We start from the raw sequence: 20,785 nt of genomic DNA, 5'->3' as shown, positions 1-20,785 counted from the left end.
TTCGCTGGTGCTACACAGTCGGCGGACGTGATCCTCGACGCATGAGACCCGCACACACCGGCCTCGCCGTCCTCGTCGCCGCCTTGTGGGGCGTGAACTTCGTCGTCATCGACATCGGCCTCGCCCACTTCCCGCCGCTGCTCTTCTGCGCCCTGCGCTTCCTGCTGGCGGCGCTGCCCGCGGTGTTCCTCGTCGGGCGGCCGTGCGTGCCGTGGCGCTGGATCGTGGGCCTCGGACTCGCGCTGGGCGTGGGCAAGTTCGGGCTGCTGTTCGTCGGCATGAACGCGGGGATGCCCGCGGGCCTGTCCTCGCTGGTGCTCCAGGTGCAGGCGGTGTTCACGGCGCTGCTCGCGTTCGCGTTCCTCGGGGAGCGACCGCGGCCGGTGCGGGTCGTGGGCATGGCGGTGGCGCTCGCCGGGATCGCGGTCGCCGCCGTCGACGAGGGCGCCTCGGGGCCGCTCGGCGCCTTCGCGCTGGTGCTGATCGCCGCCGCGTTCTGGGGCGTCGCGAACGTGCTGACCCGCAAGGCGGCCCCCGAGGCCCCCTTCAACTTCATGGTGTGGTCGAGCGCGGTCCCCGTGCTGCCGCTGCTCGGGCTCTCGCTCCTCTTCGAGGGCCCGGCGACGGACGCCCGCGCGCTGGCGTCCCTCGATCTGCCGGGCGCCGGTGCGATCGTGTACGTGGCGCTGGTGACGACCCTGTTCTGCTTCAGCGCCTGGAGCCGGCTGCTGCGGCGCTACGACGCGTCGACCGTCGCCCCGTACTCACTTCTGGTCCCGGTCTTCGGAATGTCGTCGGCCGCGCTGTTCCTGGGCGAGTCGGTGACCCCCCTCCGCTGGTGCGCGGCCGCGCTTTTGGTGGCCGGGGTCGCTCTGACGTCGCTGGGGGCGAGGGTGCGGCTGTCGGGTGCGGGTCTCGTCGTGGCTGGTCGCGCAGTTCCCCGCGCCCCTGAGAGGCCTGCGGCCTTCAGGGGAGGCGGCGCGAAGCGCCTGCCTCAGGGGCGCGGGGAACTGCGCGAGAAGCCCCACCGGCCCGCACCCGGCGACGCAACCCCCGCGACAACTACGCCGACTCGTTGAGCAACCGCCCCAGCAACTCCCGCCCGGCCCCCAACAACCCGGAAAGCGGCGCAGCCGACTCGTACCAGCGCGCCTCGTACTCCCAGCACAACCACCCGTCCCACCCCTCCCGGCTGAGCACCTCCACGCACTCGGCCAGCGGCAGCACCCCCGCCCCGAGCGCGAGCGGCGTCGTGTCGTCGGGCCCGGCGATGTCCTTGACCTGGACATAGCCGAGGTACGGGGAGAGCGCGGCGTACGAGGCCGAGGGCTGCTCGCCGCCGAGCCAGGTGTGCATGACGTCCCAGAGCACGCCCACGTTGCGGTGCCCGACGAGCCCCGCGACCCGGGACGCCGCGGCGCCGGTGCGGTGCGAGTCATGGGTCTCCAGCAGAACTCGTACACCGCGGTCGGCCGCGTACTCGGCGGCGACCCCGAGCCGCCGGGCGGCCGTCGCGTCGGCCTCCTCGGCGCTCTGCTCGTCACCGCCGCCGGGGAAGACCCGTACGTAGGAGGAGCCCAAGTCCGCCGCCAGGTCGACCAGTTCGCGGACCTGGTCGATGACGGGCCCGTCGTCGTCGGCGGGCGCCGCCACCCGCGCGTACCCGGCGACACCGAGCACTTCGACACCGGCCGCCCCGAACCGCGCGGCCGCGTCCGCCCGCTCCTTCGGGCCGATGCCGGGATGGACCGGTTCCTCGGGATGCGCGCGCAGTTCGACACCGTGGTAGCCGTGCGTGGTGGCGAGGCGCAGCACGTCGTCGAGGGGGAGACCAGGGACACCGAGGGTGGAGAACGCCAGTTTCATGGGGCGGACCCTACCCGTCAGTCCACCGACTTATGGAGGACCATCTTCCAGTCCTGCCCGACGAGATCGGCGCCGAAGGACCGGTGCGGCTTCTCGCCGACGAGCGTGAATCCGTGCCGCAGGTAGATCGAACGGGCCGACGCCAGCACGTCGTTGGTCCACAGCACCAGCTCGCGGTAGCCGACGCCGCGCGCGAAGTCCGCGCAGGCCCGCACCAGCCGGTCGCCGATGCCCAGGCCCCGTGCCTCGGGCTCGACGAGCAGCAGCCGCAGCCGGGCCGTGCCGGGCGCCTCGTCCCGTACGCACATCACGCAGCCCACCGGCCGGCCGTCCAGCTCCGCGATCCAGACCCGCTCCAGATGGGGGTCGTGGTCCTGGGCGAAGTCGGCGACGATACGGGCGACCAGGCCCTCGTACTCGGTGTTCCAGCCGAACTCGGCCTCGTACACCGCGCCGTTGCGCGCGACGATCCAGCCGAGGTCGCCGGGGCCGGGTTCGCGCAGCAGGACGTTGTCGGGGTGCCGGGCCGCGCGGCCGTCGCCGAGCAGTTCGCGCACAGTGCGCAGGGCGTCGCCCAGCCGCTCGCGCTCACCCGCGGGAACCCCGGCGAGGAGCGTGCCGACGGATTCCCGTGAGCGCTCGTCGAGGAGTTCGGCGGCGCCGCGGCCGCGCGCGGTGAGCGTGATCCGGCGGCGCCGGGAGTCCTTGTCCGACGAGCCGCGCTCGACCAACCCGGCCTGCTCGAACTTGTTGAGGATCCGGCTCAGGTACCCGGCGTCGAGCGAGAGCCAGGTGCGCAGGTCGGCGGCGTCGACGTGCTCGGTGTGCGCCAGCTCGTACAGGACGCGGGACTCGGTGAGGGTGTACGGCGCGTACAGGTGGCGGCTGTAGTCGAGCGCGCCGATCACGTTCGTGTAGAAGCGGTTGAAGGACCGGATGTCGTGCACGGTCATGGTCACCTCGCGGACACCTCGCGGCTCGGACAGTTGACTCAGTCAGAGGTTTTGGGTGTCGCTCAGCGTACGCCGGGACCCCGGGGCCGTCCATCGAGAAGGGCGCCGGTTCAAATCCGTGTATATGGCAGGTATGGCGTGTGCCAAGGGGGCGGGTTCCGGCCCATGGGTTGGCCAAGCCCTTGCCGCGCGTTGTTCGCGATTTCATCGTGGGCCTCCTCTGCGCCACATCCGCGAGGACGCAGGGTGGAGGTCAACGGCCCGTTCAGCACGGGCCGTTGGCATGCCGCCGGCGGCCGCGCCGGACCACCCGACCCGAGCAGACAGGGGACCTTCCATGGCCGAACTGACCCGACGCAGACTCCTCGGTTCCGCGGCGGGCGCCGTAGGCGGCGCCGCGGCCCTCTCCCTCCTGCCGCCCAGCGTCCAGAAGGCGGTCGCGGCGGGCCCGCCGCGCAAGGGCTCGCTGCGCGACATCGAGCACGTCGTGATGCTCATGCAGGAGAACCGCTCGTTCGACCACTACTTCGGCACGCTCAAGGGGGTGCGCGGCTTCAGCGACCCCCATGCGCTGAAGCTGGACACCGGCCGTTCGGTCTTCTACCAGCCCGACGCCGCGAACCCGAAGGGCTATCTGCTCCCGTTCCACCTGGACACCCACTCCACCAGCGCCCAGGCCATCCCCTCCACCTCGCACGCCTGGTCCGTCCAGCACGAGGCGTGGAACAACGGCAGGATGGACCAGTGGCTGCCCGCCCACCGCAAGGCCGACGGTGTCAACGGCCCGTACGTGATGGGGTATTACACCCGTAAGGACATCCCCTTCCAGTTCGCGCTCGCCGAGACCTTCACCATCTGCGACAACTACTTCTGCTCGGTCTTCGGCCCGACCTGGCCCAACCGCCTCTACTGGATGACGGGCACCATCGACCCCGGCGGCACGCAGGGCGGCCCCATCCTCAACAACACGGCGCCGCAGCCCTACCGCTGGACGACGTACGCCGAACGCCTCCAGGCCGCCGGCGTCAGCTGGAAGGTCTACCAGCAGGACGACGACTACGGCTGCAACATGCTGGAGCAGTTCGCCTCGTTCAAGAACGCGCGGCCCGGCTCCGACCTGTACGAGCGCGGTGTCCGCCCGCAGCCCGAGGGCACCTTCGAGGACGACGCCCGCAACGACCGCCTCCCGGCCGTCAGCTGGATCATGCCGACCAGCTACCAGTCCGAGCACCCGGACTACCTCCCGGCGGCCGGCGCCGACTTCGTCGCCCAGAAGATCGAGGCGATAGCCAGCAACCCGAAGGTCTGGGCGAAGACGGCCTTCATCCTCAACTACGACGAGAACGACGGCCTGTTCGACCACGTCGCCCCGCCCACCCCGCCGGCGGGCACCGCGGACGAGTTCGTCAAGGGCCTGCCCATCGGCGGCGGCTTCCGCGTCCCCGCCATCATCATCTCGCCGTGGACGGTCGGCGGCTGGGTCGCCTCGGAGTCCTTCGACCACACCTCGGCGCTCCAGTTCCTGGAGAGCTTCACGGGCGTCGAGGAGCCCAACATCACGGACTGGCGCCGCGCCACCTTCGGCGACCTCACCTCGGCGTTCCGCTTCTCCCACGCCACTCCGCGCGCCCCGCGCCTGCCCCACAACACCGCCGAACAGCTGGCGCAGGCCAAGGACGAGGTGGCCACCCTCCCGAAGCCGACCCTCCCGGGCGCCGACCAGAAGTTCCCGCACCAGGAGCGGGGCCGCCGCCCTCACGTGTAGCTCCCACCCCGATACGGGCCGCCGAGCGGGGTGTGGCCCCTGCTCGGCGGCCGTCGCAGTGCGGGGGGTCGGCTTTCTCGGCTGATGTGCCGGTCAGCCCACCGGGACCAGCGTGAGGTAGGCGATCCCCAGGACGTCCCGGTAGCCCCGGAGCCAGTTGGCCCGGTGTCCGTCGAGCCTGGCTCGGGTCTCCTCGGCGAGCGGGTGGTGCGGGTGGGCGGCCAGCCAGACCTCCTTGTCCGACTGGTAGCCGGACTCGAACGCCTCCCACTCGTCACGGTTCGCCGTCTCGATCCAGGCGGGCCGGAACCCGGCCTCCACCGCGCGGTCGACGAGCCCCGCCAGGTCGTCGTACTCGTCGGCCCTGGCGTCCGGCCACATCGCGCTCAACTCGGCCTGCGTCGGGGGCCGCTGCCAGTACCCGTCGGCGAACAGCACCCGGCCGCCGGGCGTGACCAGGCGGCGCAGCGCGTGCAGTGCCTCGGTGGTCAGTCGGGGCGGTTCGGCGCCGCTGAGCGCGTGGCTGGCGCTGAGGCAGAGCACCAGATCGGCGGGGGCGAGCGCGGTGTCGGTGGCGGACTGCTCCACGAACTCGACGCGGTCGGCGAGGCCGCGGGCGGCGGCGTTCGTACGGCCCCGGGCCAGATCCTCCCCGTTGAGGTCGATCCCGCGCCCGGTCGCCCCGGGCGCCGCTTCGAGCACTCTCAGCATCAACTCGCCCCAGCCGCAGCCGATGTCGAGCACGGTGGACGGTTTCGCGAGCGCCAGCCTGTCCACGAGGCCCGTGGCCCGGGGCTCGGAGAGCGGGCCGTGGAAGGTGAGGTGGGTGTGGCGGGGTGGGAGATCCTGGGTTTCGGTCATGGCGGACAACGCTACGTCGGGACTGCCGTCCGCACGACGGAGTTTCCGCCCCGGCCCGGTCGCAGTTCCCCGCGCTTCTGTTGCGTTGTCGGTCGTCTGCGGGCCGGTGGGGCTTCTCGCGCAGTTCCCCGCGCCCCTGAGGCAGGCGCTCCGCGCCGCCTCCCTCCGGGGTGAGCGCCCGATGAGATGGCGCACGCAGTGCGCATCTCAGGGGCGCGGGGAACTGCGCGACCAGCCCCCACCGGCCCGCAGACGAAGAACCGCCCGTCACACCCCGCGTGGAACCCCCGTAGACCCCCGCACCATCAACTCCCCGCCCACCACATCCACCCCACCCACCGGCGCCGCCTCCCGCCCCATCGCGATACGACCAGCCCGTGCCGCCGCCTCCGCCAGCGGAAGCCTGACCGTCGTCAGCGCGGGCACCGCGTCCACGCTGAAGGGCAGATCGTCGAAGCCCGCCACCGAGACGTCCTCGGGGATGCGCAGCCCGGCCTCCCGCAGCGCCGCGCACGCACCCAGCGCGACCGTGTCGTTGGCGGCCACCACGGCCGTCAACGAGGAATCCCTGCCCAGGAGTTCGCGCGTCGCCGCATACCCGGCCGCCCGGTCGTAGGAACCGTGCACCACCAGACCGGGCGACTCCTCGACCCCGGCGGCGGCCAGCGCCTCGCGGTGCCCCTCCAGGCGGTCCCGGGTCGTGGTGCGCTCCTCCGGCCCGGCGACGTACCCGATGCGCCGGTGCCCGAGCCCGAGCAGATGCTCCGTCAGCTCCCGGCCCCCGCCGCGGTTGTCGAAGGTCAGCGCCACCGCGCCCGCGTCCGGCACCGGCGGCCGCCCGCACAGCACCACCCGCGTGCCGGCCTCCGCGAGCCGCCTCAACTTCGAAGCCACCGCCGCCACATGGGCCGCGTCCTCGATCGCCCCGCCGGTCAGGACGACCGCCGCCGCGCGCTGGCGCTGGAGCAGCGTCAGATACGTCAACTCGCGTTCCGGAGAACCACCCGTGTTGCAGACCACCGCGAGCCGTTCGCCGCCCGCGCGCCCGCCGGGGCCGACGATCTCCGACTGCACGGCGGACGCCATGATCCCGAAGAAGGGGTCGGCGATGTCGTTGACCAGCACCCCGACCAGATCGGACGTGGCGGCGGCGAGCGCGCTCGCCGGGCCGTTGAGCACGTAGTCCAGCTCGTCCACGGCCTTCAGCACCCGCTCACGGGTGGCGGCGGCGACCGGATAGTTGCCGTTGAGCACGCGCGAGACGGTGGCGGGGGACACCTGCGCGCGGGCGGCCACATCCGCGAGGGTCACGGTCATCGAGTCATCCTCCGACTGGTGTGCGGCTGGAGTCCGCTGTCATCCGCCGCGTATCCGCTCTTGTCCGAGCGGCTGTGCAGAGGCTAGCTTCTCCTTGGATAGAAAGCGCTTGCTACGGGATATCGAACAAGCGGCGGGCGCCGACTCCGCGTACGCCGGGCCGGACGAAGGGACTCACGTGACACGCAAGACGGTGCGCATCGCCATGAACGGCGTGACGGGGCGCATGGGCTACCGCCAGCACCTCGTCCGGTCGATCCTCGCGCTGCGCGAGCAGGGCGGGCTCGACCTCGGTGACGGCACGGTCCTGTGGCCCGAGCCGGTCCTGGTCGGCCGCCGCGAGCACGCGCTGAAGGCGATCGCCGAGCGGCACGGCCTGGACGGGGCGAACATCTCCACCGACGTGGACGCCGTCCTCGCCGACGACAGCGTCGACATCTTCTTCGACGCCGCGATGACCTCGGGGCGCGAGGAGATCCTCAAGAAGGCGATCGCCGCCGGCAAGCACGTCTACACCGAGAAGCCGACCGCCACCGGCCTGGAGGGCGCCGTCGAACTGGCCCGCCTGGCACGCGAGAAGGGCGTCAGGTCGGGCGTGGTGCAGGACAAGCTGTTCCTGCCGGGCCTGCTCAAGCTCAAGCGCCTGATCGACGGCGGCTTCTTCGGGCGGATCCTGTCCGTGCGCGGCGAGTTCGGCTACTGGGTCTTCGAGGGCGACTGGCAGGAGGCCCAGCGCCCGTCGTGGAACTACCGCAGCGAGGACGGCGGCGGCATCGTCGTCGACATGTTCCCGCACTGGGAGTACGTGCTGCACGAGCTGTTCGGCCGGGTCACCTCGGTCACCGCGCTCGCCGCCACCCACATCCCCACCCGCTGGGACGAGAACGGCAAGCCCTACGACGCCACCGCCGACGACTCCGCGTACGGCATCTTCGAGATCGAGGGTTCCGGCGGGCCGGTCGTCGCCCAGATCAACTCCTCCTGGGACGTGCGCGTCAACCGCGACGAACTGGTCGAGTTCCAGGTCGACGGCACCGAAGGGTCGGCCGTCGCAGGCCTGCGCAACTGCCGCGTCCAGCACCGCAGTTCCACCCCCAAGCCGGTCTGGAACCCCGACCTCCCGGCGACGTACTCCTTCCGCGACCAGTGGCAGGAGGTCCCGGACAACACCGAGTTCGACAACGGCTTCAAGGTGCAGTGGGAGCTGTTCCTGAAGCATGTGTACGCCGGTGCCGACTACCACTGGGACCTGCTCGCCGGTGCGCGCGGTGTGCAGATGGCCGAACTGGGGCTGAAGTCCTCGGCCGAGGGCCGCCGCCTGGACGTTCCGGAGATCTCGCTGTGACCCTTCATCTCCCCACCCCCGACGGCGGGTTGAAGGCGTACGAGCCGCGCGCCGAGCCGCTCGCGTTCGACACCGGGGCGCCCCTCGCCTCCCGGGTCGTCTTCTCGGCGGCGCACGTCGTCGCCGACCCGCTCGCCGACACCACCCCCGACTCCCCGGCCGCCGTCGACTGGGACGCCACCCTCGCCTTCCGCCGCCACCTGTGGTCCCACGGGCTCGGCGTCGCCGAGGCGATGGACACCGCGCAGCGCGGCATGGGCCTGGACTGGGCGGGCGCCGCCGAGCTGATCCGACGCTCCGCCGCCGAGGCGAAGGCGGTCGGCGGCCGCATCGCCTGCGGCGTCGGCACCGACCAGCTCACCGCGCCCGCCCGCGATCTGGCCGAGGTCAGGGCCGCGTACGAGGAGCAGCTCGCGCTCGTGGAGGGGACGGGCGCGCAGGCGATCCTCATGGCGTCGCGCGCGCTGGCCGCCGTCGCCCGCGGCCCCGAGGACTACCTCGACGTGTACGGGCATCTGCTCCGGCAGGCCGCCGAGCCGGTCGTCCTGCACTGGCTGGGCCCCATGTTCGACCCGGCCCTGGACGGCTACTGGGGCTCGGCCGACCTGGACGCCGCGACCGAGACCTTCCTGGAGGTCATCGCCGCGCACCCGGACAAGGTCGACGGCATCAAGGTGTCCCTGCTCGACGCCCGCCGTGAGGTCGAGCTGCGCCGCCGCCTCCCGCAGGGTGTGCGCTGCTACACCGGCGACGACTTCAACTACCCCGAGCTGATCGCGGGCGACGACCGCGGCTTCAGCCACGCCCTGCTCGGCATCTTCGACCCGCTGGGCCCGCTCGCCGCGCAGGCCGTCCGCGTCCTCGACACCGGAGACGTCAAGGGATTCCGTGAACTCCTCGACCCCACGGTCGAGTTGTCCCGGCACCTCTTCCAGGCCCCGACCCGCTTCTACAAGACCGGCGTCGTCCTCCTCGCCTGGCTCTCCGGCCACCAGGAGCACTTCACCATGGTCGGCGGCCTCCAGTCGGCGCGCTCGCTCCCGCACTTCGCGCGCGCCTACGAACTCGCCGACTCCCTCGGCCTGTTCCCGAGCCCGGAGCTGGCCGAGACCCGCATGAAGCAACTGCTCGCCCTGTACGGAGTGACCAAGTGAGCGCCGACCCGCTGTTCTCCATCAACCAGATGACCGTCAAGCAGCTCGGACTGCCCGAACTCGTCGACGCATGCGCCGAGTTGGGTGTCCGCAACGTCGGGACCTGGCGCGAGCCCGTCCAGGCGTACGGCGTCGACAAGGCGGCGGCGCTGCTGCGCGACGCCGGGCTGACCGTCACCACGCACTGCCGCGGCGGCTTCCTCACCGCCCTCGACCCGGCCGAGCGCACGGCCGCGCTCGACGACAACAAGCGCGCCGTCGACGAGGCCGTCACCCTCGGCACGGACGTCCTGGTCCTGGTCTCCGGCGGACTTCCGGCCGGATCGTACGACCTGGCGGGCGCCCGCGAGCGCATCGCCGACGGCATCGCCGTGCTCGCCCCCTACGCGGCCGAGCGCGGCGTGAGGCTGGCGATCGAGCCGCTGCACCCGATGTACGCGGCAGACCGCTGCGTGGTCTCCACCCTCGCCCAGGCCCTGGACATCGCCGAACGCTTCCCGGCGGATCAGGTCGGCGTCTGCGTGGACACGTACCACATCTGGTGGGACGACCAGGCGCCCGCGCAGCTCGCGCGGGCCGGCGCCCAAGGGCGTATCGCGACGTTCCAGCTCGCCGACTGGACGACGCCGCTGCCCGAGGGCGTGCTCAACGGTCGGGGCCAGCTCGGTGACGGCGCGATCGACCTGCGGTACTGGCGCGGCCTGGTGGAACAGCAGGGCTACACCGGGCCCATCGAGGTGGAGCTGTTCAACGACGGGCTGTGGGCGCGCGACGGCCGCGAGGTGCTCGCCGAGACCGTCGAACGGTTCACCCGGCACGCGGTCCGGCAGTGACAAACCGGCAGTGACAAAGGGGGCGTGAGTCGTCCGCTTTCGCGCCCCTTGCGCGCCTCGTGCTCCCGCCGCTCGTCTTCTTTCCAGAATTTCCGCAACCCGGTGCAACCTTTGCGGCGCCACGTAGGTCGTTACTTGCGTCGGAATCCTGAGGGGGGAGATCTGGGGGGATCGAAGGATTCCGGCGCAGGGAGGGGAAAGCCCGAGGGGAGCCCGGTCCGCGGACCGGGCTCCCCGCCGGTTTCGATTGCCCCGTCTCAGAAGAAGACCCCGCACCGCAGCAGCACATTGGCGAACGGCCGCGCCTCCCCGGTCCGCACCACGAGCCGCGCCGACGCCGACAGCGCCTTCAGCTCCTCGTGCGTGACATAGGAGAGAACCGGCAGCCGCTCCGCGAGCAGCGCGGCCGTGTCCGGATTCGCGGCCCGCACCTCACCGGCCGCCGTGCCGCCCTCCACGACCAGCTCGTCGAGGAGACCGTCGAGCACCTCGGCGAACGACGGCACCCCGGCCCGGAAGGCCAGATCGACGACGCGCGGCCCGGCCGGCACCGGCATCCCCGCGTCGCACACGAGCACCCCGTCCCCGTGACCCAACTCGGCCATGGCCCCGGCCAGATGGCGATTGAGAATCCCGGCCTTCTTCACAGCGTGGCGACCTCGTCCGCCGTCGGGTACGAGGCCTGCGCGCCCTCCTTGGTGACGGCGGCGGCGCCGACCCGGGCCGCGTACGCCGCCGCGTCGGCCAGCCGCTCACCGGTGCCGAGCCGCCAGGCGAGCGCCGCCGTGAAGGCGTCTCCCGCGCCGGTGGTGTCCACGGCCTTCACCTTCACGGACGCCACCCGCTCCGACCCGTCGGCGTCCGCGACCAGCGCGCCCTCGGCGCCGAGCGTGATGACGACCGAGCGCGGGCCGAGCGCGAGCAGTTGCCGCGCCCACTCCTCGGGGTCCGGGCCCGGCTCCGTACCGAGGATGACCTTCGCCTCGTGCTCGTTGACGATCAGCGGGTCGCACACCGCGAGGACCTCGTCGGGCAGCGGCGCGGGCGGCGACGGATTGAGGACGAGCCGCGCCCCGTCGGCCAGCGACCGGGCCACCTCGGCGACCGTGTCCAGCGGGATCTCCAGCAGCGTGGAGACCACCGGCGCCGCCGCGAACAGCTCCCGCGCCGCCCGCACGTCGTCCGGCGTGAGCCGTCCGTTCGCGCCCGGCGACACCACGATGCTGTTGTCGCCCGACGGGTCGACGGTGATCAGCGCGACCCCGGTGGGCGCCCCGCCGACGAGCACGCCCGAGGTGTCCACCCCGGACGACTCCATCGACGTACGGAGCAACTGCCCGTGCCCGTCGTCGCCGACCCGCGCGAGCAGCGCGGTGCGCGCGCCGAGCCGGGCGGCGGCCACGGCCTGGTTCGCGCCCTTGCCGCCCGGGTGGACCACCAGGTCGGAGCCGAGGACGGTCTCCCCGGCACCCGGGCGACGGTCGACGGCGACCACCAGATCGGCGTTGGCCGACCCCACGACGAGGAGGTCATACGTGCTCATGCTCTGCCTTTCTGCGATTCTGCGTGTCGGACGGCTCAGCTGAAGTCGGCCGCGTTCTTCGAGGTCACGACCTTCACCGGCACCTTCACCGCCGGGGCGATCTTCTTGCCGTCGGCGGCGTTCACCGCGTTGCGCACGGCGATCTCGCCGAGTTCGCGCGGCTGCTGGGCCACCGAGGCGTACATCGTGCCCGCCTCGACCGCCTTGATGCCGTCGGCCTCGCCGTCGAAGCCGATCACGGGCACCGACTTCCCGGCCTTCGAGCCGAGCGCCTTGACCGCGCCGAGCGCCATCTCGTCGTTGGCGGCGATGACGCCCTGGACGTCGGGGTGCGCCTGGAGCAGGTTCGACATCACGTCGAGGCCCTTGGTGCGGTCGAAGTCGGCGGGCTGCTGGGCGAGGACCTTGATGCCCGGGTACTCCTTGAGGCCCTTGGCGAAGCCCTCCGCACGCTCACGCGCGGCCGACGTGCCGGCCTGGCCCTGGAGGATGACGATCTTGCCCTTGCCGCCCAGCTTCTCGGCCATCGTCTTCGCGGAGAGCACACCGCCCGCGACGTTGTCGGAGGCGACGAGCGTGGCGACCTTGCCCTTCTCCACCCCGCGGTCGACGGCGACGACGGGCATGCCGGCCTTGTTCGCCGCACCCACCGAGTTGCTCGCGGCGGCCGAGTCGACCGGGTTGAGGACGATCGCGTCGAGGCTGGAGCTGGTGAAGTTCTGCATCTGGTTGGCCTGCTGCGAGGCGTCGTTCTGCGCGTCGGTGACCGTCAGGTCCACGCCCAGCCTCTTCGCCTCGGCCTGCGCGCCCGCCCGGATCTGCACGAAGAACGGGTTGTTGAGCGTCGACAGGGACAGGCCCACCTTCGGCTTGTCGGACGCCGACGAACCGCCGTGCAGGAACGAGGTGGCGCCGACGATCGCGACGGTGACGACGGCCGCGAGCCCGTACGTGGCCGCCTGCCTGCCCTTGCCGCCCCCGCCGCCGGAGGTCACCGGCGTGGCCCCGGCCTTGCGGCGCAGCGTGTCGAGGAGCACCGCGAGCGCGATGACGACACCGATGACGACCTGCTGCCAGAAGGCGGACACCGACAGGAGGTTGAGGCCGTTGCGCAGCACCGCGAGGATCAGCGCGCCGATCAGCGTGCCCGACGCCTTGCCCGTGCCACCGGCCAGCGAGGCACCGCCGATGACGACGGCGGCGATCGCGTCCAGCTCGTAGCCGTCCGCGGCCTGCGGCTGCGCGGAGGAGAGCCGCGAGGCGAGCACGATGCCCGCCGCGGCGGCGAACAGGCCCGACAGCGCGTAGATGACGAGCTTCTGCTTCTTCACGCGCAGCCCGGACAGGCGCGCGGCCTCCTCGTTGCCGCCGATCGCGTACATGGCGCGGCCGATGTACGTCCGGCCGAGGATCACGGCGGCGATCAGCCCCATGACGACCATCACGAGCACCGGCACCGGCAGCCAGCCGCCCAGCGTGTCACCGAGGTGCGAGACCGAGTCGGGGAACGGGATCGGCGAACCGTCCGAGATCACCAGCGCCAGACCGCGCCCCACCGACAGCATCGCGAGCGTCGCGATGAACGGCGGCAGCTTCCCGTACGCGATGAGGAACCCGTTGACGAGACCGGCCACGATGCCGGTCGCGACGGCGAGGACGACGGCGAGGACGACCGGTACGCCGTGCTGCGTGGCGCTCCACGCCAGTACGGTCGCGGACAGCGCGGCCACCGAACCGACCGACAGGTCGATGCCCGCCGCGACGATCACGAAGGTGACACCGAAGGCGAGGATGGCGGTCACGGCCGCCTGGACGCCGATGTTGAGCAGGTTGTCGGTGGTCAGGAAGTCCCCGGACAGCGCGGAGAGCGCGATGACGAGGACGATCAGCGCGGTCAGCGCGCCGTTGTCGAGCAGCAGCCTGCGCAGCCCGGCGGCACCACTGGTGCCCGGCTTGCTCTTGAGCGTGTCAGTGGCCACGACGGGCCTCGCTTTCGTCGGTCGTGGGAGTGGTGCTGACGGCGAGGGCCATCACGGAGTCCTGGGTGGCGTCGGCGGCGGCGAGTTCACCGGCGATCCGGCCCTGCGCCATGACGAGCACGCGGTCGCTCATGCCGAGGACCTCCGGCAGATCGCTGGAGATCATCAGCACGGCGTGGCCGGCGGCGGTCAGCTCGTTGATGAGCTGGTAGATCTCGACCTTCGCGCCGACGTCGATGCCGCGCGTCGGCTCGTCGAGGATCAGCACCTTGATGTCCGCGAGGAGCCACTTGCCGATGACGACCTTCTGCTGGTTGCCGCCGGAGAGCGTGCGCACGTGCTGGCCGAGCCCCGCCATCCGCACGCCCAGCTGGGCGGCGATGCGGTCGGCGGCCGCGTGCTGGCCCTTGCGGTCCACGAACCCGCCGCGGGTGGCGGCGCGCAGGGTCACCAGCCCCAGGTTCTCCTCGACCGACTGATCGAGCACCAGGCCCTGGCCCTTGCGGTCCTCGGGCACGAGCCCGACGCCCGCGGCCATGGCGGCGTTCACGTCGTGGCGCGGCAGCGTCGCGCCCGCGACCTCCACCGAGCCCTTGTCGTACGGGTCCGCGCCGAACACCGCGCGCACCACCTCGGTGCGCCCGGCGCCGACGAGCCCGGCGATGCCGACGACCTCACCGGCCCGCACCTCGAAGGAGATGTCCTGGAAGACGCCGTCGCGGGTCAGCCCCTCGACCTTCAGCAGCGCGGTACCGGTCTCGGGCCGCTCACGCGGGTACTGCTGCTCGATCGACCGGCCCACCATGAGCCGCACGAGCTCGTCCTCGGGCGTCGAGGCGGGCACCTGGCCCACGCTCCGCCCGTCCCGGATCACGGTGACCCGGTCGCCGAGGGCGGCGATCTCCTCCAGGTGATGGGTGATGAAGACGATCCCGACGCCGTCCTCGCGCAGCGCGCGCACGATGGCGAAGAGCTTGTCGACCTCCTCCGAGGTCAGCACGGCGGTCGGCTCGTCCATGATCAGCACGCGCGCGTCGAGACTCAGCGCCTTCGCGATCTCCACCATCTGGAGGCGGGCGATGCCGAGTTCCCGCACGCACGCGCGAGGCGACACGTTCACGCCCACGCGCGCGAGCAGCTTCTCGGCGTCGGCCTCCATCCGCTTGCGGTCGATCATGCCGAAGCGGCGGGGCTGCCGGCCCAGGAAGATGTTCTCGGCGACGGTCAGATCGGGGACCAGGTTGAACTCCTGGTAGATCGTCGCGATGCCGAGCCGTTCGGCGTCCTGCGCACCGTGGATACGGACCTGCTCGCCGCCCGCGATGATGCGGCCCTCGTCGGGGGTGTAGGCGCCGGAGAGCATCTTGATCAGCGTGCTCTTTCCGGCCCCGTTCTCACCGAGCAGGACGTGCACCTCCCCGCGGCGCAGGTCGAAGTCGACGCTGTCGAGCGCGACGACACCGGGGAAGGTCTTCCGTATCCCTTCGATACGCAGCAACTCGTCCGGGTTGCTCACCGATTGCTCCTCTCCATTGAGGTACGCGGTTGTGGGGTGTCCCTGTACGCGGGATCAGGCGGGGGCGCCGCAGGAGCGGCGTACGACGAGTGCGGCGGGGAGGGTGACCGAGGCCGGGGCGCGGCCCTCGATCCGGTCCACCAGGGCCCGCACGGCGGCCCGGCCCAGCTCGCCGGTCGGCTGGGCGATCGCCGTGATCGGCGGATCGGTGTGCACGAACCAGCGGATGTCGTCGAAGGCGGCGAGCGCGATGTCGTCGGGGACGCGCAGCCCGCGCGCGCGGATCGCGTCCAGCGCGCCGAGCGCCATCAGGTTGTCGGCGGCGAAGACCACCTCGGGCGGCTCGGGAAGGTCCAGGAACCCGTCCGTCACCCGGCGTCCGCTCTCCGCCTGGAAGTCGCCCTGCCCGATGTAGGCGTCCGGCAGCTCGATCTCGTAACGGGCGAGCGCCTCCCGGAAGGCGTCGACGCGCTCGCTGCCGGTGGTCGTGGCGGCCGGGCCCGCGATGATCGCGAGCCGCCGGTGCCCGAGCCCGTGCAGATGCGCGACGAGGTCCCGCACGGCCGCCCGCCCGTCGGAGCGCACCACCGGCACGTCCACGCCCGGGATCCACCGGTCGACGAACACCATCGGCGTCCCGGCCCGGGCGGCGTCCAGCATCAGCGGGGAGCCGCCGTCGGTGGGGGAGACGAGCAGTCCGTCGATCCGCCGGTCGAGCAGGGTGCGCACGTGGTGGTCCTGGAGGTCGGGGCGCTCGTCGGCGTTCCCGATGATCACGCTGTAGCCGAGGGCCCGCGCCTCCTCCTCGACGGAACGGGCCAGCTCCCCGAAGTACGGGTTGAGCACATCGCTGATGACCAGGCCGAGCGTGCGGGTCTGGTCGGTGCGCAGGGAACGGGCCAGGGCGTTGGGCCGGTAGCCGAGCGACTCCACCGCCGCCAGCACGCGCGTGCGGGCGTCCGGGCTCACCGACGGGTGGGCGTTGAGCACACGGGAGACCGTGGCGACGGAGACGCCGGCCGCGGCCGCGACGTCCTTGATGCTCGCCATCGTGCGGCTCCCCTCTGTGTGGCCTGGGTGGCTTCGGGGCTCATGTGGTCGTGGTGGGACGCACATGTGCATGGAATCGATTACACGAGGGATTGGAATCGATTACACGGGTTGTTGGCAACCCCTGTTCCGGTTGTCGTGACCGGATCGTGATGGGAGCGGGGGAGATGTCGGTGCGGCGTGCGAAGGTGGGAAGCCGTAATCCCCGACCCTCGGAGACGGAGCACAGGACCGTGAACCACGCGCAGCTCACCGCACTCGGCCGCGCCCTGCGCGTGCTCGGGGAGCACGGCGAGAAGCTGACCGGCGACACCCCGGACGACGTGCTCCACGAGGTGCGGGGCGACCTGATGCGCGCGCTCGACCAGCTCGACGACGCGACGGCGGGCCAGAAGCCGGCGACCCGCTGCAAGGAGCATCCGTACGGCCCGGTCGAGACCTCGGCGCCCGATCTGTGCCTGCTCTGCGAGACCCGCCGCCGCAAGGCGCACCGCTCGCAGATCTCGGGGGACTACGGCGGCCCGGCTCCCCGCCCGACCGCCGACCGCCCGGTCCTCTCGCGCTACGGCACCCGCGAGGACCGGCCCCAGCCCCAGCAGCGCTGGATCCCGGAGATGTGGAACGGGCAGGTGTGGCAGCTCTGCGGCACTCCTCGGCACGATCGCCGCGAGGCGGATCTTTATCTCGCGGCGCAGCGGCGGCGGCCCGATGCGGCGATGGCGTATCGCCTGGTGCATGAGTTCACGGACTATGAGGTGGTGCGGGTGTGGGGGACGCCGGTGCGGGTGGATCCGGAGCCGATGGGCGGCATTTAGGACGCCGCCCCGCGCTCCTGAGTTGTTCTTCGTGTGCGGGCCGGTGGCCGCTTCTCGCGCAGTTCCCCGCGCCCCTGAAAGGCCTGCGGCCTTCAGGGGAGGCTGCGCGAAGCGCATGCCTCAGGGGCGCGGGGAACTGCGCGACGAGCCACGACGAGAGGCGCGCCCGGCAGAGGGTGTTCAGGGGCGCGGGGAACTGCGCGACCAGCCACGACGTATCCCGCGCCCGCCGGACGGCGCCCCGCGTCGGAGGGTCAGAGGCGCCCGGCGGTGGAGCCGAACCCGAGCCACGTGTGCCGGTTGCCCGCCCAGCACCAGCCGACCTTGGGCGCCCCGCGCCGCTCGCTGCCGTCGCGCCCCGTGCCGTTGCTGATCCAGATCGCGGGGGTGCGGGCGTCCAGCGACCCGTTCGCCCTGCGCAGTCGCGAGCCGATCGTCATGAAGCAGTGGTTGCGGTCCAGCGCCGCGGGCTGGTGGAGCACCCAGTGGATGCCCTCGGTGAGCAGCAGAGGAGTGCGGCCCCGCTCGGTGAGGGCGGAAAGTGCCTCGTCCGGGCTCCAGTTGGCCATCTCGTCACCCCGGTCGGGGCTCTCGACGAGGTAGAGCGGCGCGTCGGGCAGATCCGTGACGGCGTCGACCGGCGCGAAGAGGTCGACGTCCGTCATGTCGACCACGACGAACCCGGCCCGGCCGTCCCGGTGCAGCAGCGGCGCGAGCGCGGAGGCGGGCGCCCGGTCCGGGTGCACGGCGAGCAGCGCGCCCGCGCCGGCCGTCTCCTCGGCGGTTCTGGCGAAGTCGCGCAGCGCGGCGGCGTCGAGCCCCGCGATCTCGTGGACGCCGAGCTCCACCAGCCGCTCGGCCTGGACGGTCGGTGACGGCAGCAGGGGCAGCGCGGTGGTGGTGGCGGGGGCGTTGTCGGACACGGGTCTCCCTCGGGCAGGGCGCGTACGGCGGACGTGCCCCCAACGGGCGGCCGACCCTGTGAGTTCCCTGAGCGCCCCGGCCGGCCGCGACCACGCGCTCACCTGCCCGCGCGCGCCTCGGCGAGCGTGTGCGCGACCAGCGCGTTCGCGTGGCCGTGACCGAGCCCGTGCTCGCTCTTCAGCCAGCCCACCAGCTCCATGTGCTTCGTGAGCGGCGAGGAACGGATGAGGTCCTGCCAGTACGCGACCGGCTGCCCGTACTTCTTCTCGATGGAGGGGAAGTAGCTGGCGGGGCCCTTGACGGCGGGAGTGGTGGTCATGGCGGCGCTCCTGTCTCGGCCACGGGTCCCGTGGGACGGTCCCGTACACGGGTGTTGTCCTTACGACCGGGCGGCCGCCCCGAACTCATCGCTCGCGCGAGTGATCCGGTTCACTCGACGGGTACGCAGGCGGCGAGGAGCCCGGCCTGCCGCGCGTCGTCGACGAACTCCGCCTCCACACCGACGGATTGGCCGCCCCGCACCGCTGACGGGAGGCCGTCGGGGCCTCCCGTGCTGTCAGTGCGCACCGCTACCGTCGGATCATGACCGATCAAGCGGCGGGGGCGCGCCCCATGGCGGTGCTCGAGGGGGTCCTCGAGCGGATCACGTATGCGAACGAGGAGACCGGATACACGGTCGCGCGCGTGGACACCGGCAGAGGCGGCGATCTGCTCACCGTCGTCGGCTCGCTGCTCGGCGCGCAGGCGGGCGAGTCGCTGCGGCTGGAGGGCCGTTGGAGCTCCCACCCGCAGTACGGCAAGCAGTTCGTCGCCGAGAACTACACGACCGTACTGCCCGCCACCATCCAGGGCATCCGCCGCTACCTCGGATCCGGCCTGGTCAAGGGCATCGGACCGGTCTTCGCCGACCGGATCACCCAGCACTTCGGCCTCGACACCCTCGACATCATCGAGCAGGAGCCGAAGCGGCTCATCGAGGTGCCGGGGCTCGGCCCGAAGCGGACGAAGAAGATCGCCGACGCGTGGGAGGAGCAGAAGGCCATCAAGGAAGTGATGGTCTTCCTCCAGTCGGTCGGCGTCTCCACCTCCATCGCCGTCCGCATCTACAAGAAGTACGGGGACGCCTCGATCGGCGTCGTGAAGAACCAGCCGTACCGGCTCGCCGCCGACGTCTGGGGCATCGGCTTCCTCACCGCCGACCGCATCGCGCAGTCCGTCGGCATCCCGCACGACAGCCCCGAGCGGGTCAAGGCCGGTCTCCAGTACGCCCTTTCGCAGTCCACCGACCAGGGCCACTGCTTCCTGCCCGAGGAGCGGCTGATCGCCGACGCGGTGAAGCTGCTCCAGGTCGACACCGGCCTGGTGATCGAGTGCCTGGCCGAGCTGGCCGAGCCCGACGAGGACTCCGGCGAGGTCGGCGTCGTGCGCGAGCAGGTCCCCGGCGAGCACGGGGAGCCGGTCACCGCCGTCTATCTCGTCCCCTTCCACCGGGCCGAACTCTCGCTCTCCGCCCAGCTCCTGAGGCTGCTGCGCACCGAAGGCGACCGGCTCCCCGCCTTCCGGGACGTGGCCTGGGACAAGGCCCTGGCCTGGCTCGCCGGCCGGACCGGGGCGACGCTCGCGCCCGAGCAGGAGGAGGCCGTCCGGCTGGCGCTGACGGAGAAGGTCGCCGTGCTGACCGGCGGCCCCGGCTGCGGCAAGTCGTTCACCGTGCGGTCCGTGGTGGAGCTGGCCCGCGCGAAGAAGGCCAAGGTGGTGCTCGCCGCGCCGACCGGGCGGGCGGCCAAGCGGCTCGCCGAGCTGACCGGCGCCGAGGCGTCCACCGTCCACCGGCTGCTCGAACTCAAGCCCGGCGGCGACGCCGCGTACGACAAGGACCGGCCGCTCGACGCCGATCTCGTCGTGGTCGACGAGGCGTCCATGCTGGACCTGCTGCTCGCCAACAAGCTCGTCAAGGCCGTGCCGCCCGGCGCCCACCTCCTCTTCGTGGGTGACGTGGACCAGTTGCCGAGCGTCGGCGCCGGCGAGGTGCTGCGCGACATGCTCAGCGACGGCAGTCCGGTCCCGGCCGTCCGCCTCACCCGCATCTTCCGCCAGGCCCAGGAGTCCGGCGTCGTCACCAACGCCCACCGCATCAACTCCGGTACGCCACCGCTGACCCAGGGGCTGAAGGACTTCTTCCTCTTCGTGGAGGAGGACACCGAGGAGGCGGGACGGCTCACCGTCGACGTCGCCGCCCGCCGCATCCCGGCCCGGTTCGGCCTCGACCCCCGGCGCGACGTCCAGGTGCTGGCGCCCATGCACCGCGGCCCGGCGGGCGCCGGGAATCTGAACGCGCTGCTCCAGCAGGCCGTCACCCCCGCCCGCCCCGAGCTGCCCGAGAAGCGGTTCGGCGGCCGGGTCTTCCGCGTCGGCGACAAGGTCACCCAGATCCGCAACAACTACGAGAAGGGGGCGAACGGCGTCTTCAACGGCACGGTCGGCGTCGTCACCGCCCTCGACACCGACGAGCAGAAGCTCACCGTCCTGACGGACGAGGACGAGCCGGTCGAGTACGAGTTCGATGAACTGGACGAGCTGGCCCACGCCTACGCCGTCACCATCCACCGCTCCCAGGGCAGCGAGTATCCCTGCGTGGTGATCCCGGTCACCATGGGGGCGTGGATGATGCTCCAGCGCAATCTCCTCTACACGGCCGTCACCCGCGCGAAGAAGCTGGTCGTGCTGGTCGGGTCGAGGAAGGCGCTGGCGCAGGCGGTGCGCACGGTTTCGGCGGGTAGGCGCTGTACCGCGCTGGATTTCCGGTTGGCGGGCGCGACTCGTCAAAAGATTTGATCGATCAAACGAGTCGGAAACGTCACAGG

General features: G+C 72.0%; 19 protein-coding genes. 7 read left to right on the top strand and 12 right to left on the bottom strand.

Translation table 11 applies throughout. The features are described from left to right. Positions 1-41 precede the first annotated feature (41 nt). Positions 42-1,079: an EamA family transporter gene (locus tag ABII15_RS14270; protein WP_353942701.1), complete on the top strand. Its 1,038-nt coding sequence runs from the start codon at positions 42-44 to the stop codon at positions 1,077-1,079. Here ABII15_RS14270 and ABII15_RS14265 read toward each other — a convergent pair. Further along, positions 1,063-1,866 (bottom strand): sugar phosphate isomerase/epimerase family protein, encoded by an 804-nt coding sequence (locus ABII15_RS14265; RefSeq protein WP_353942700.1) that lies wholly within the window; start codon positions 1,864-1,866, stop codon positions 1,063-1,065. The genes ABII15_RS14270 and ABII15_RS14265 overlap by 17 nt on opposite strands. Positions 1,867-1,883: 17 nt before the next feature. Further along, positions 1,884-2,819, bottom strand: a complete 936-nt coding sequence (locus tag ABII15_RS14260) for a bifunctional helix-turn-helix transcriptional regulator/GNAT family N-acetyltransferase (protein WP_353942699.1) — start codon at positions 2,817-2,819, stop codon at positions 1,884-1,886. A gap of 337 nt (positions 2,820-3,156) precedes the next feature. Here ABII15_RS14260 and ABII15_RS14255 point away from each other — a divergent pair, with 337 nt between their 5' ends. After that, complete coding sequence (locus tag ABII15_RS14255; protein WP_353942698.1) at positions 3,157-4,584, top strand: alkaline phosphatase family protein; 1,428 nt, start codon at positions 3,157-3,159, stop codon at positions 4,582-4,584. A 93-nt stretch (positions 4,585-4,677) separates the two neighbouring features. Here ABII15_RS14255 and ABII15_RS14250 read toward each other — a convergent pair whose 3' ends face one another. Both ABII15_RS14250 and ABII15_RS14245 read right to left on the bottom strand, forming a co-directional pair. Continuing rightward, entirely contained in the window at positions 4,678-5,445 is a 768-nt protein-coding gene (locus ABII15_RS14250) for a class I SAM-dependent methyltransferase (protein WP_353942697.1), read from the bottom strand. A 267-nt stretch (positions 5,446-5,712) separates the two neighbouring features. Continuing rightward, positions 5,713-6,762 carry a LacI family DNA-binding transcriptional regulator gene (locus ABII15_RS14245; RefSeq protein ID WP_353942696.1) on the bottom strand — a complete coding sequence of 350 codons (1,050 nt, stop codon included), beginning with the start codon at positions 6,760-6,762 and terminating at the stop codon, positions 5,713-5,715. Between the two features lie 178 nt (positions 6,763-6,940). On the opposite strand from ABII15_RS14245, the gene ABII15_RS14240 reads away from it, so the two are divergent. Genes ABII15_RS14240 through ABII15_RS14230 form a run of 3 tightly spaced genes read left to right on the top strand, consistent with a single transcriptional unit; the run spans position 6,941 to position 10,094 of the window. Then, positions 6,941-8,107 carry a Gfo/Idh/MocA family oxidoreductase gene (locus ABII15_RS14240; RefSeq protein WP_353942695.1) on the top strand — a complete coding sequence of 389 codons (1,167 nt, stop codon included), beginning with the start codon at positions 6,941-6,943 and terminating at the stop codon, positions 8,105-8,107. Further along, a complete protein-coding gene (locus tag ABII15_RS14235; protein WP_353942694.1) occupies positions 8,104-9,261 on the top strand; it encodes a dihydrodipicolinate synthase family protein in 1,158 nt (385 codons plus the stop codon). Before ABII15_RS14240 ends, ABII15_RS14235 begins: the two co-directional genes overlap by 4 nt. 29 nt (positions 9,262-9,290) lie before the next feature. Next, positions 9,291-10,094: a sugar phosphate isomerase/epimerase family protein gene (locus tag ABII15_RS14230; RefSeq protein WP_353947055.1), complete on the top strand. Its 804-nt coding sequence runs from the start codon at positions 9,291-9,293 to the stop codon at positions 10,092-10,094. A gap of 257 nt (positions 10,095-10,351) precedes the next feature. Here the strand turns inward: ABII15_RS14230 and rbsD are convergent, their stop codons facing one another. Genes rbsD through ABII15_RS14205 form a run of 5 tightly spaced genes read right to left on the bottom strand, consistent with a single transcriptional unit; the run spans position 10,352 to position 16,182 of the window. Next, positions 10,352-10,741, bottom strand: coding sequence for a D-ribose pyranase (gene rbsD, locus ABII15_RS14225; RefSeq protein ID WP_353942693.1), 390 nt, complete (start codon positions 10,739-10,741; stop codon positions 10,352-10,354). Further along, positions 10,738-11,637, bottom strand: coding sequence for a ribokinase (locus tag ABII15_RS14220; RefSeq protein WP_353942692.1), 900 nt, complete (start codon positions 11,635-11,637; stop codon positions 10,738-10,740). Before ABII15_RS14220 ends, rbsD begins: the two co-directional genes overlap by 4 nt. Positions 11,638-11,672: 35 nt before the next feature. Further along, positions 11,673-13,616, bottom strand: a complete 1,944-nt coding sequence (locus ABII15_RS14215; protein ID WP_353942691.1) for a substrate-binding domain-containing protein — start codon at positions 13,614-13,616, stop codon at positions 11,673-11,675. After that, positions 13,606-15,132 (bottom strand): sugar ABC transporter ATP-binding protein, encoded by a 1,527-nt coding sequence (locus tag ABII15_RS14210; RefSeq protein ID WP_353942690.1) that lies wholly within the window; start codon positions 15,130-15,132, stop codon positions 13,606-13,608. The genes ABII15_RS14215 and ABII15_RS14210 overlap by 11 nt, the downstream gene beginning before the upstream one ends. Positions 15,133-15,186: 54 nt before the next feature. After that, positions 15,187-16,182: a LacI family DNA-binding transcriptional regulator gene (locus ABII15_RS14205; protein WP_353942689.1), complete on the bottom strand. Its 996-nt coding sequence runs from the start codon at positions 16,180-16,182 to the stop codon at positions 15,187-15,189. Between the two features lie 233 nt (positions 16,183-16,415). On the opposite strand from ABII15_RS14205, the gene ABII15_RS14200 reads away from it, so the two are divergent. Beyond that, positions 16,416-16,997: a hypothetical protein gene (locus ABII15_RS14200; protein WP_353942688.1), complete on the top strand. Its 582-nt coding sequence runs from the start codon at positions 16,416-16,418 to the stop codon at positions 16,995-16,997. Positions 16,998-17,251: 254 nt separating this feature from the next. Here ABII15_RS14200 and ABII15_RS14195 read toward each other — a convergent pair whose 3' ends face one another. The 3 genes from ABII15_RS14195 to ABII15_RS14185 form a co-directional block, all read right to left on the bottom strand. Next, positions 17,252-17,920 (bottom strand): DUF5701 family protein, encoded by a 669-nt coding sequence (locus ABII15_RS14195; protein WP_353942687.1) that lies wholly within the window; start codon positions 17,918-17,920, stop codon positions 17,252-17,254. 98 nt (positions 17,921-18,018) lie between these two features. Continuing rightward, the gene (locus ABII15_RS14190) at positions 18,019-18,240 is read right to left on the bottom strand and encodes a DUF4287 domain-containing protein (protein ID WP_353942686.1); all 222 of its coding nucleotides are present in this window, start codon (positions 18,238-18,240) and stop codon (positions 18,019-18,021) included. Between the two features lie 110 nt (positions 18,241-18,350). Further along, positions 18,351-18,488, bottom strand: coding sequence for a hypothetical protein (locus tag ABII15_RS14185; protein ID WP_353942685.1), 138 nt, complete (start codon positions 18,486-18,488; stop codon positions 18,351-18,353). A gap of 15 nt (positions 18,489-18,503) precedes the next feature. On the opposite strand from ABII15_RS14185, the gene ABII15_RS14180 reads away from it, so the two are divergent. Then, positions 18,504-20,756 carry an ATP-dependent RecD-like DNA helicase gene (locus ABII15_RS14180; protein ID WP_353942684.1) on the top strand — a complete coding sequence of 751 codons (2,253 nt, stop codon included), beginning with the start codon at positions 18,504-18,506 and terminating at the stop codon, positions 20,754-20,756. The last annotated feature ends 29 nt before the right edge of the window (positions 20,757-20,785 follow it).

This window comes from Streptomyces sp. HUAS MG91, assembly GCF_040529335.1.
GTDB classification, from domain to species: Bacteria; Actinomycetota; Actinomycetes; order Streptomycetales; family Streptomycetaceae; genus Streptomyces; species Streptomyces tabacisoli.
The sequence above is the reverse complement of the archived record's forward strand: the minus strand, read 5'-3'. Positions and strand labels throughout refer to the sequence as shown.